Below are 11,531 nucleotides of genomic sequence, written 5' to 3' on the forward strand. Positions count from 1 at the left end.
TCATGGCTGATTGGAATATTCTCTCAATTGTGACGTTCCTGCCTCTTGTAGGTGCGTTGCTCATCCTGCTGACGGGTGGAAAGGAAGAGGTCGCGGCGCGGAATGCCCGTCAGGTGGCCCTCTGGACCACGCTGATCACCTTTGGTCTGTCCCTGACAATCTGGGCCGGGTTTGACAACAGCAATCCGGGCTTCCAGTTCGTTGAAAAAGCCGAATGGCTGGGCGGCGGCATTAACTACCATATGGGTGTGGACGGCATTTCCATGCTGTTCATCATCCTGACAACGTTCCTGATGCCGCTCTGTGTGCTGGCTAGCTGGAATGCGATCACTACCCGGGTTCGGGAATACATGATCGCCTTCCTGATCATGGAAACGCTGATGGTGGGTGTGTTCTGTGCGCTTGACATGGTTCTGTTCTACCTGTTCTTCGAAGCGGGCCTGATCCCCATGTTCCTGATCATCGGGATCTGGGGCGGTGCAAACCGGGTTTACGCCAGCTTCAAGTTCTTCCTGTACACCCTGCTCGGGTCCGTCCTGATGCTGGTGGCCATGATCACCATGTATTTCATCGTCGGCACCACGGACATTCCGACCCTGATGGCCTACAACTTCGACGTGGACCTTCAGTACTGGCTGTGGCTGGCCTTCTTCGCCTCTTTCGCAGTGAAGGTTCCCATGTGGCCGGTTCACACCTGGTTGCCGGACGCCCACGTTCAGGCCCCGACAGCCGGTTCCGTTATTCTGGCGGGTGTTCTGTTGAAGATGGGTGGATACGGTTTCCTCCGGTTCTCCATTCCCATGTTCCCGGTCGGGTCTGAATTCTTCACGCCGTTCGTTTTTGCCCTCAGCGTGGTGGCCATCATCTACACATCCCTTGTTGCCCTTGTGCAGAAGGACATGAAAAAGCTGATTGCCTACTCCTCTGTGGCGCATATGGGCTTTATCACCATCGGTATCTTCACCTTCACCCAGCAGGGTCTTGAAGGCGGGATCCTGCAGATGCTCAGCCACGGGATTGTTTCCGGTGCGCTGTTCCTTTGTGTCGGTGTGATCTATGACCGGATGCATACCCGTGAAATCGCCCGCTATGGCGGTCTGGTTCACCGGATGCCGAAATACGCCCTGATCTTTATGGTGTTCACCATGGCGACCATCGGTCTGCCGGGCACCAGCGGGTTCGTTGGCGAATTCCTGATCCTGATCGGGACCTATCAGGTCAGCACCTGGACGGCCTTCCTGGCAACAACCGGTGTGATCCTTGGTGCGGCTTACAGTCTGTGGCTGTATCGTCGGGTGGTGTTTGGTGAAATGGTCAACGAAGACCTCAAGGACATCCTTGATGTGAACAAGCGCGAGCTTGCCATCTTCGTACCGTTGATTGTCGTTGCCATGTGGATGGGCATCTATCCGGATCCGTTCCTGGATGTGATGCACGCCGCTGTCGGTAACCTGATGGAACAACACCAGCTGGCCATCGAAGCAAGCCAGTCATCTTTGCACGCAGCTAAATAGGTAGGTTTTGGAAAATGGTTTTGCCTGAATTCTCATACGCACTTCCGGAGATTTTCCTGGCTGTTGCGGCTATGGCGCTGCTGATGCTGGGGGTCTTCAAGGGGAAGGAAAGTTCCCGGACAGTGTCCTGGGCTGCGGTGGCGTCCATTCTGGTCGCTGCCGGACTGGTCCTGACCGGTGATCTGGAATCCCGGATCACCTTCAACGGTCTGTACCAGACTGATGCCTTCACGGCCTTCATGAAGGTGCTGGCGCTGTGTGCCTCTGCCATCGCCATCATCATGAGCATGGATTATAACAGCCGTGAAAAGCTGGACCGGTTCGAGTTCCCGATCCTGATGGTCATTGCCACCCTTGGCATGATGGTCATGATTTCCGCCAACGACCTGATGTCCCTGTATATGGGCATCGAACTGATGAGCCTGTCGCTCTATGTCACGGCGGCGTTCCGTCGGGACAGCGTTCGCTCCACCGAGGCGGGTCTGAAATATTTCGTACTGGGCGCACTGTCCTCCGGGATGCTGCTGTATGGTTGCTCGCTGATCTACGGATATACAGGAACCACCAACTTCACCAACTTCCAGCAGATTTTCGCTGCGGAAGGGTTTGAAGCCGGTATTGGCCTGATTGTGGGTATTGTCTTCCTGATCGCCGGTCTGGCCTTCAAGGTATCTGCGGTTCCGTTCCACATGTGGACACCGGACGTTTATGAAGGGGTACCCACACCGGTAACGGCTTTCTTTGCTGCGGCACCGAAAGTTGCGGGTATGGCCCTGTTCATCAAGACCTTCATGATCCCGTTCGGCGACCTGATCGCCCAGTGGCAGCAGGTCATTGTGTTCATTTCCGTAGCGTCCATGATTTTGGGTGCGTTCGCGGCGATCAACCAGAAGAACATCAAGCGTCTGATGGCTTATTCCTCCATCGGTCACATGGGCTACGCACTGGTGGGTCTTGCCGCCGGTACGCCGGAAGGGGTGCGGGGCGTTCTCGTATACCTGACCATCTATGTGATCATGAATATCGGAACCTTTGCCATCATCCTGTCCATGCGTCAGCGCAACGGCATGGTTGAAGAAATCGGTCATCTGGCCGGTCTTGGCAAATCCCGTCCGATGATGGCCCTGATGCTGATGATCTTCATGTTCAGCCTTGCTGGCATCCCGCCGCTGGCCGGTTTCTTTGGCAAATTCTATGTCTTTGTTTCTGCGGTCAATGCGGGTCTGTATGCCCTTGCCATCATTGGTCTTCTGACATCCGTCGTAGGCGCGTTCTACTATATCCGGATCGTCAAGATCATGTATTTCGATGAAGAGGCAGAAGGCTTTGAGCCCGTGAACCGGACCCTTGCTGTCCTGATGGGCGCATCCGGCCTGTTCACAGCCCTGTTCTTTGTCTATCCGGCGCCGCTTCTTTCCGGTGCGGCCGCCGCAGCAGAAGTCCTGTTCCGGTGACGGAAAAACATGGCGGCGGGCTTAGCCTGCCGCCATTTTATACCCTGTCTGCCTTTGAGACCATTGGCAGCACCAACGACGAGGCGAAGCGCCTCGCAGATTCAGGCACCCCCGAGGGACAGTTGATCTGGTCCCGGATCCAGACCAGCGGGGTGGGTCGCCGCGGCCGGAACTGGGCAAGCCCCTCCGGCAATCTTTACTGCTCAATTCTCCTACGCCCTGAATGCAATGCCACGGAAGGGGCCAAGCTGTCCTTTGCGGTGGCCGTTGCGCTGTATCAGGCTTTCACAGACCTGTTGCCAAACCCGGACACCATTGCCCTGAAATGGCCCAATGACGTGTTGATCCGGGGACAGAAATCCGCCGGTATCCTGCTGGAAAGCAAAAGCGGCCCAGATGGTATGCTGGAATGGCTGGTAATCGGGACAGGGGTCAATGTGACATCCTTCCCGGAAAAGACCGATGGCCTGCCAGCAACGTCATTGGCGCGGGAAGGGGCCAACACCACGGCGGAAGCGGTGCTGGAGAATTACGCCGCCTGTCTCCTTGCCTTATATAAGCAATGGAAAAGCACCGGATTTGATGCTATTCGAAAAGAATGGATGCGTCATGCGACAGGGATCGGGAACCCGATTACCGTTCGTCTGGCAGACCGGGAATTACCCGGCATATTCGAGGGACTGGATGAAACCGGTGCCTTGATCCTTGCAGAAGAAAACGGAACAAAGAAACTGATTACGGCAGGGGAAGTCTTCTTCAACACTCCCGTTCCGTAAAAAATAAAAAAGGGTTGTACATGCTGCTCGCCATCGACGTTGGGAATACAAATATCACCTTTGCGGCCTTTTCCGGGACCGGTCTGGTCAATGAATGGCGGATTGCCACTTCAGGCAGCCGAACAGCCGAAGAATACGGGGTGTGGCTCAATCAGGCGATGGCGCTCGATAATCTGCGTCCGGCCGATATCAAGGACGTGATCATTGCGACCGTGGTGCCGGATGCGTTGTTTAACCTGAAAGGCTTCTGCAAGCGGTATTTCAAGGTGGAACCCATGGTCATTGGCGCACCGGGCGTAGACCTTGGCATGACACCGAAGATCGATAACCCGAAAGAGGCGGGCGCCGACCGGTTGGTGGATGCGGTTGCGGCCCATTCCAAATATGGCGGACCGTTGATTGTCATCGATTTCGGCACGGGGACAACGCTGGATGTGGTCGATGCGGACGGCAATTACGCAGGCGGAATTATCGCGCCGGGCGTCAATCTCAGTCTGGATGCGTTGCATCAGGCAGCGGCCAAACTGCCCCGGATCGCGGTTGAAAAACCGGACCGGGTCATTGGGAAAAACACCCTTGAATGTATGCAGTCCGGTATTTTCTGGGGTTATATCTGTATGGTTGAGGGGCTGATTGCCAAAATCCGTGCTGAATTTGGCGAAGACCTGAAGACGGTTGCCACCGGCGGCCTTGCCACCCTGTTTGCCACGGGAACGGAAGCCATTGATCATATCGATCCCGACCTGACCCTGACCGGGCTGGTCGAGATTTACCGCAAGAACCGCCCCGACTAAATTTTCATAAAAAGAACCCCCAGACGTCTTTAAGGGGCCCGCGCAACGGGGGAAATTCCCCTCGCGTTCAGGCTGGTCCTAATTACGTTTTCAAGGGGTTCCCATGGCTGATGTTATTCTTTGCGCAGATCTGACTGCGTCTTCCCATACCTATTACCTGATCGATGAAGACAGTAAAACTGTTATGAGCAGCAGGTTGAGTCTGTCAGTGGAATATCAGAAAAATAATCCTGTGGATGCCATGAAAATACTGGCTGGCTTCGTTGATGAGACTCAGGTGACGGCAGTCGTATATTTTGCTGAAAGTAACCTTGTCGCAGAAGAAAATCTTTTCCTCATCTTCCTGGATGGGTTCACATCAATCCCGGTTACCAGACTGTTTGCCTATGATGTTCTGGAGGACATACAAGGGGTTACGATCGCTGATTTGCGCCGTGGGTTGACCTGTATGGGGGGCCTTGCATTGAGCAATAACTCCAAGCCAACGATTGTCCTGTCTTTTGGGGAGACAACGAACATTGATTGCATTCAAACAGATTACGTGCGGGTTGAGAAGGTTACCTTGCCTCCGTTTGGGCCGCATTTGCAAAATGCTCTTCTGGAATATCCCTCCCATATGAATTGGGATCTTGGCGCCGCCGTGGATGGCGATTGTGTTACTGTGGATCGCTATTTTCGTATCATGCGAGATACCATAGTTCGGGGGGTTCAGAAATTTAATTTGAATGCGGGCCAGGAATATGTGCTGGTGATAACAGGGGACGCTCTGCCTTTGGACCAGAACGACTTGTTTGCCGCTCTTGGGGTCCCGATGCCCTTCTGCCAGATCATCGGCTATTACAGTAATTTGATGGTGGAGGGAATGTACCGATTTCAGAGCAGTACCAACAATCCGAAAATTACCGACGCTGTCGAACTGTAGCCCGCTGGATTGCAATCGATGGGAGTTGGAAAGGACAGGCGGGGCCTGTCCTTTCCGGTCATCAGCCTATTGCAAGGCGCGCTTTCGGGCACCGAGGAATGTCAGGCCGGTCCCAACGGCGGCCAGCAGGAAACCGACAATCCCGAGTTGCAGATGGGAGAGCGGGAGCATCCCGCCGCCCGGAACCGCAAAGGCAAGTCCCCCCAGCAGGATCAGGACGCGACTGACCCAGCTGAACGAATTGTTGGTCAGGGAGCCGAACCCGATCAGGTATCCCTGCAAGGCAGAGGCAACCAGCGTAATTCCGATCAGGGCGGTCACACAGACAACGACAATCTCGCCCATGGGGGCATTGCCAAGAAGGGCCGGGTTGAACACGAAGAAGAAGGGAACGAAGTAGATGATCGCCCCGATCTTCATGGCCTCAACCCCGGTTTCCATCGGTTCCGATTTTGCCACGGACGACGCGGCAAAGGCGGCAAGGGCCACCGGCGGGGTGATAAAGCTGAGCATCCCCCAATAGAGCAGGAACATATGCACGCTCATGGGATCAAGACCCGTATTCACCAGCGCCGGTGCCAGAATGATGGCAAGGAAGATATAGGCGGCGGTGACCGTCATGCCGATCCCGAGAACGAAACTGGTTAGCGCCCCCATCAGGAGCAGGGCCAGCGGATGCCCGCCTGCCAGATACACCAGATCGTTGGTCAGGGTGCCGGTCATGCCGGTGACCTGCAAGGCCCCGACAATCAGTCCGACCGCCGCCAGAAGCCCCGCCAGTTCCGCCAGCAGGCCGCCAACAGCGAAAGTCATGTCCCGCAGCTTCTGCCATGTCAGGCGATGTTTCGGATTGAACTGGTTGATCACCAGCAGCAACACCGTGGCATAGAAGGGCGCATGGGCTTCCCGTTTCAGGAAAAGCAGCATCCAGACCAGAAAGACAAAGACGGCAATATAGTACCAGCCTTCCTTGAACACGGTTTTCAGGCTGACCAGTTGTTCCTTGGGAAGACCGGACAGCTTGTGTTCCGCCGCATGGGCATCGATCTGCATGAACAGGCCAAAATAATAGAGGACCGACGGAATAATCGCCGCCAGCGCCACGTCCACATACCGCACGTTCAGAAAGTCCGCCATGATAAAGGCCGTGGCCCCCATGATGGGCGGCATCATGACCCCGCCGGTTGAGGCACAGGCCTCGATCGCGCCGGCGGTTTTCGCCCGCACCCCGATGCTGCGCATGGCCGGGATGGTCAGGGAGCCGGTGGTCAGAACGTTTGTGACAGGGCCACCGCTCATGGAGCCAAAAAGGCCGCTTGAGAAAATGGCGACCTTTGCCGGTCCGCCGCGAACATGCCCCATCAGGGCAAAGGCGAAGTTGATAAAGAACTGGCCCGCGCCTGTATAGATCAGGGCCACCCCGAACAGCAGGAACCCGAAAACGATACCCGTAAAGGCCTTCATGGGAATACCCAGCAGACTTTCTTCAGAGAAGGTATGGAACGCGGCTGTATTCAGGAACGGCTGTCCCACCCCGGAAATTACATCCGGCATCATATCCGCATAGATGGGATAGAGTGAGATCACCAGCACGATCAGGAAAACAGCCATCCCGCCAGCCCGTCGTCCGGTTTCAAGGATCAGGGCCCAGAACAGCACACTGACATATTTGCCATGCTCTGTCGGGTTGAATTCCCATGCCTCGTCCAGAATGTCTTCGGCAAAATAGACATAATAGGCGGTCAGCCCCAGCGTTGTCAGGAACAACAGGGCATCATACCACGGTACTTGTGTGCGGGACGCTTTCTTGTGCGCAGGCATCAGCAGGTAAATCATGGACAACATGACCCCGCACAAAAGATACATGTAGCGGTTGGTGACCAGAACCTTGCCAAGGACCAGCTTGAAAAATCCCAGATGGAACAACTGGTTGGCCGCAAGGGCGATCGAAATGACCGTCAATGCGAGAACAAGGCCCATCCAGAAGGGAGAGAGACGGCGGTAGCGCGCACTCTCCAGATCCTCGATCTCGTCGGATTGATAGTTGGTGGGGGTATCGGAAGAACGCATTTTCAGTTTCCTGTTGGGCAGGCAGCACAGACGTCAGCGGCCACCCGCGAATGAAGGGGAGTAGGAAAATGTGGAAACCGGCCCGTTTTGGGGGCCGATTTCCCATGCAGGACAGAGGGTATTACCAGCTATGGAATACCGGGTTGAGGCCAGCGGCTGTCAGGGCTTCGCTGCGGGCCTTGGCCCATGCGTCCTTGAAGGCCGTCTCATCGTCCGGGGCGTTCTTCCGGAATTCCTTCCATGTATCCAGAAGGACCTGCTGACGTTTCAGGTTCTTCTGCTGGTTGGCTTCGGCCTCATCGGTCCATTTGCCGGTTTCCTTGTAATACTGGACAGCCCCTTCATGGAACGGAACAAAGGCCGCGGCCAGATCCTGACGTTCCCACGCCCAGCCATTGGCACCGGGTGCATTGTCCTTGTATTCGTCATGGTGGACATACATGGACTTGGTCACGCCATAGACCATACCGGTATCGATATTATCCATGGTGACAAGAACCGGGTAGGGGGTGGCGATACCCTCATATCCGCCTTCCGGCACACCGGCGCCTTGCGTACATCTGTGGCGGAGATACCAGGGAACCACGCTGTGGACCCGTTCCCAACCTTCCTTGTCCTCATGCGGGAAGGACGGATGGAATAGACCCCGCGGCGAGGCATCAACCTTCAGCATCTGGCTGGAATGGGATGCGGCAATCAGGGCATCCAGATCATTGTTGATCAGCGCCTCAACCGAGGAGGCATAGCCACCAACCTCGACCTTTTCAACATCGTCCCATGTCAGGTTGGCAAAATGCAACATGGACTGGATGGCCTGATTAAGGGCCGGGGCGCCGCGCACCCATGCGACACGCTTGCCTTTCAGGTCGGCCGGGGTCTTGATGTTTGCATCCTTGGCGGTTGCCAGTGACACGGCACAGCCGTCGGGCAGGTTGATCAGGGCCAACCGAATGGGTTGCGGCCCCCATTCCTTGTTGCCGAAGGTGTAAACTCCTTCCTGCGCATAGATACTGTCCGATCCTGTGGCCGAAAACTGGGCCATGCCACTTTTCAGCGGGGACAGACGGGACACGTCGTTTTTCCCGGGAATGACCCGAAGGTTGGTTCCATAGGTATTCTTCAGCACACTGCCGACTGCAACCGCCTGGTTATACCCGGCAGACCCCGTGTTATAGGCGGTCCAGACCATGGTTTTTGGCAGGTCGATTTCTGCGGCAAAGGCTGAAATTGGCAAAGAGATAGCGATCGAGGCAGCGAGCGTGGCTGCCTTCCGGATGTTTTTCATTGATTATTCCTCCCGTGCTGTTCGTGCCCGGTTATCCTTGAGTGTTTTTTGGCGGGCACCAACGTTGCAAAACGGAGCGTTCCATATTTGATGGGGATACGCAACCTCTTTTATCCAGCAAAATTGTATACAATAGCATCTTAATATTGTCGGCCCTCACACCTGCGTAACTTTGACCTTTCCGTTTCCTTTCAATCCTGATAGATCAAGGCCAAGCATTTCGCGGTCCTCCTGTCCGCGAGCATTAAAAATTCACAATATTCTCAGGGCATGATCTCCATGAATTATGATAACGGACTGATCTTCCTTCCCCTTGGCGGCAGCGGGGAAATCGGCATGAACCTCAATCTGTATTGCTGTGACGGCAAATGGTTGATGGTCGATTGCGGTATTTCCTTTGCCGATGAAAGGGCGCCGGGAATTGATCTGATCGTTCCCGATGCCCGGTGGATCGCCGAACGGCGCGAGGATCTGCTGGCCATTGTGGTGACCCACGCCCATGAGGACCATGTGGGCGCGGTGGCACGGCTGTGGGACCAGTTCCGCTGTCCGGTTTATGCCAGTCCGTTCACGGCGGAAATCCTGTCGCTGAAACTGGCGGAGGAGGGGATCGAGGACGCGGTCGAGGTGAATATCGTTTCGCCGGGAAGTTCCGTGCAGATTGATGCCTTCCATCTGGATTTTGTTGACCTGACCCACTCCATCCCGGAAATGCAGGCCCTGATGATCACCACGCCCTATGGCCGGGTGATGCATAGCGGGGACTGGAAACTGGACCCGGCGCCCGTGGTTGGGCCGGAAAGCAACCTTGAGAAGATGCAGGATATCTCGACAGGGGATGTTCTGGCCATGGTTTGCGATTCCACCAACGTGTTCAAGCAGGGGGTTTCCGGCTCGGAAGGGGATGTTCAGGAAAGTCTGGACAGCCTGCTGGCCAGAATACCGACCGGGCGCGTGGCGGTGACCACCTTTGCCTCGAATGTGGCGCGGGTCAGCACCATCGCCCAGATTGCCGAGCGGCATGGCCGGCACGTGGTGCTGGTCGGGCGCAGCCTGTATCGAATGACGGAAGCAGCCCGGAAATCCGGCTATCTTGAGGACCTGCCAGCCTTCGTGAAAGAGGATCAGGCCGCCTATCTGCCAAAAGACAAGGTTCTCTACCTTTGTACCGGCAGTCAGGGCGAGCCACGCGGCGCCATGGCCCGGATTGCCCGTGATGATCATCCCCATGTCAGCCTTGAAGGCGGGGATACGGTTATTTTCTCTTCCAAGGTGATCCCCGGCAACGAGAAGACCCTGTTTGCCCTGCATAACCAACTGACCGACCTTGGCGTCAATGTCATCACCGAGGCGGAAGAGTTTGTTCATGTGTCCGGCCATCCGGCACGGGATGAACTGGCGCGCATGTACGAAATCGTAAAGCCGCAGATTTCTGTGCCTGTGCATGGCGAGGCCCGGCACCTGAAAGAACATTGTGCCCTGGCCCTGTCGCTGGGTGTGCCCGAGGCGATCGAGATCAGAAACGGCGATATGCTGAAACTGGCCCCCGGCAAGGCCGAGATTATCGACAAGGTTCATTCCGGCCGTTTGGCCGTGGATGCGGGCGGGGCCACACCGCTGGATGGTGAATTTCTGGCGACACGGCGCAGGATGATATATAACGGGGCGGCGAATGCCCTTGTGATTGTCAACGAAAAGGGACAAATTACCGAGGATCCGATTGTCCGGCTGCGCGGTGTGGTGGACGAAGACCTGTTCCCGGACCTGCATGAGGACTTGAAACAGGCCATCGTGAAACGGCATTCCGAGCTGTCGAAGCGCGATCAGACGCGGGATTCCGACGTTGAGGAAGCCGCCCGGCAAGCCATCCGCCGGACCATCCGCCGGTTGGCAGGGCGACGCCCGGTCACGGACGTTCATGTGGTCCGGATCGAGGATGAAGACGAATAACAACAAAAGCCGCAGGAATAGCGGCGGTACACAACAAAGAGAAAAGGTGAAGTCATGATCGGTCGTTTGAACCATGTTGCCATTGCGGTTCCGGATCTGGAAGCGGCGGCGAAAACCTATCGGGAAACACTGGGCGCCAAGGTCAGTGAACCACAGGCAGAGCCGGATCACGGTGTGACCGTGGTGTTTGTCGAACTGGACAATACCAAGATCGAATTGCTTCACCCGCTGGGTGAGAATTCACCCATAAGTGCTTTTCTTGAAAAAAATAAATCTGGCGGCATGCACCATGTCTGCTATGAGGTTGAGGACATTCTGGCGGCCCGTGACAAGCTGGTGGCAGAAGGCGCCCGCATTCTGGGAGACGGGGAGCCGAAGAACGGTGCCCACAATAAGCCGGTTCTGTTCCTGCACCCGAAAGACTTCAACGGTACGCTGGTCGAGCTGGAGCAGGTTTGAGCCAATACCGCAATTAAGGAGTGAGCCATGTCGTTGATCGGTGGCATTGTCGTTTTCAGTATTACGTGGTTTGTGGTTCTGTTTACCGTTCTGCCGTGGGGCGTTCGCACCCAGCAGGAAGATGACCATGTGGCGCCGGGCACGGTGGAAAGTGCGCCTGTCAATCCGGCGATCTGGAAGAAGATGCTGGCGACGACCATTATCACGGGAATTCTGTTCGGCATTTTCCTGTGGACTGTGGAATACGGGATCATTGATTATCGCAGCATCGTCAACCGTAACGCGTAGGTCGCCTTGACTGAACCAA

Annotated in this window: 10 protein-coding genes; 8 read left to right on the top strand and 2 right to left on the bottom strand. The window is 55.8% G+C overall.

The genetic code is table 11. The features are described 5' to 3' along the window. The first annotated feature begins 2 nt into the window (after nt 1–2). From FQB27_RS11800 to FQB27_RS11820, 5 genes are all read left to right on the top strand, one after another. Nucleotides 3–1,514 carry an NADH-quinone oxidoreductase subunit M gene (locus FQB27_RS11800; protein WP_169561237.1) on the top strand — a complete coding sequence of 504 codons (1,512 nt, stop codon included), beginning with the start codon at nt 3–5 and terminating at the stop codon, nt 1,512–1,514. Nucleotides 1,515–1,528: 14 nt separating this feature from the next. Then, the gene (gene nuoN, locus FQB27_RS11805; RefSeq protein ID WP_169561238.1) at nt 1,529–2,968 is read left to right on the top strand and encodes an NADH-quinone oxidoreductase subunit NuoN; all 1,440 of its coding nucleotides are present in this window, start codon (nt 1,529–1,531) and stop codon (nt 2,966–2,968) included. Further along, complete coding sequence (locus FQB27_RS11810; RefSeq protein WP_169561239.1) at nt 2,965–3,744, top strand: biotin--[acetyl-CoA-carboxylase] ligase; 780 nt, start codon at nt 2,965–2,967, stop codon at nt 3,742–3,744. The genes nuoN and FQB27_RS11810 overlap by 4 nt, the downstream gene beginning before the upstream one ends. Before the next feature lie 20 nt (nt 3,745–3,764). Next, nucleotides 3,765–4,538, top strand: a complete 774-nt coding sequence (locus FQB27_RS11815; protein ID WP_169561240.1) for a type III pantothenate kinase — start codon at nt 3,765–3,767, stop codon at nt 4,536–4,538. A gap of 103 nt (nt 4,539–4,641) precedes the next feature. Continuing rightward, on the top strand, nt 4,642–5,460 hold the full coding sequence (locus tag FQB27_RS11820; RefSeq protein ID WP_169561241.1) for a hypothetical protein: 819 nt from the start codon (nt 4,642–4,644) through the stop codon (nt 5,458–5,460). 66 nt (nt 5,461–5,526) lie between these two features. Here FQB27_RS11820 and FQB27_RS11825 read toward each other — a convergent pair whose 3' ends face one another. Continuing rightward, nucleotides 5,527–7,530, bottom strand: coding sequence for a TRAP transporter permease (locus FQB27_RS11825; protein WP_169561242.1), 2,004 nt, complete (start codon nt 7,528–7,530; stop codon nt 5,527–5,529). Between the two features lie 121 nt (nt 7,531–7,651). Continuing rightward, nucleotides 7,652–8,815: a TAXI family TRAP transporter solute-binding subunit gene (locus FQB27_RS11830; RefSeq protein WP_169561243.1), complete on the bottom strand. Its 1,164-nt coding sequence runs from the start codon at nt 8,813–8,815 to the stop codon at nt 7,652–7,654. 279 nt (nt 8,816–9,094) lie between these two features. Between FQB27_RS11830 and FQB27_RS11835 the strand changes: the two genes are divergently transcribed. Genes FQB27_RS11835 through FQB27_RS11845 form a run of 3 tightly spaced genes read left to right on the top strand, consistent with a single transcriptional unit; the run spans nt 9,095 to nt 11,512 of the window. After that, nucleotides 9,095–10,765: a ribonuclease J gene (locus tag FQB27_RS11835; RefSeq protein ID WP_169561244.1), complete on the top strand. Its 1,671-nt coding sequence runs from the start codon at nt 9,095–9,097 to the stop codon at nt 10,763–10,765. A 54-nt stretch (nt 10,766–10,819) separates the two neighbouring features. Further along, the gene (mce, locus tag FQB27_RS11840) at nt 10,820–11,224 is read left to right on the top strand and encodes a methylmalonyl-CoA epimerase (RefSeq protein WP_169561245.1); all 405 of its coding nucleotides are present in this window, start codon (nt 10,820–10,822) and stop codon (nt 11,222–11,224) included. Between the two features lie 27 nt (nt 11,225–11,251). Then, complete coding sequence (locus FQB27_RS11845; RefSeq protein WP_169561246.1) at nt 11,252–11,512, top strand: DUF1467 family protein; 261 nt, start codon at nt 11,252–11,254, stop codon at nt 11,510–11,512. The last annotated feature ends 19 nt before the right edge of the window (nt 11,513–11,531 follow it).

The sequence above is a fragment of the Sneathiella chinensis genome (assembly GCF_012720115.1).
Lineage (GTDB): Bacteria > Pseudomonadota > Alphaproteobacteria > Sneathiellales > Sneathiellaceae > Sneathiella > Sneathiella chinensis.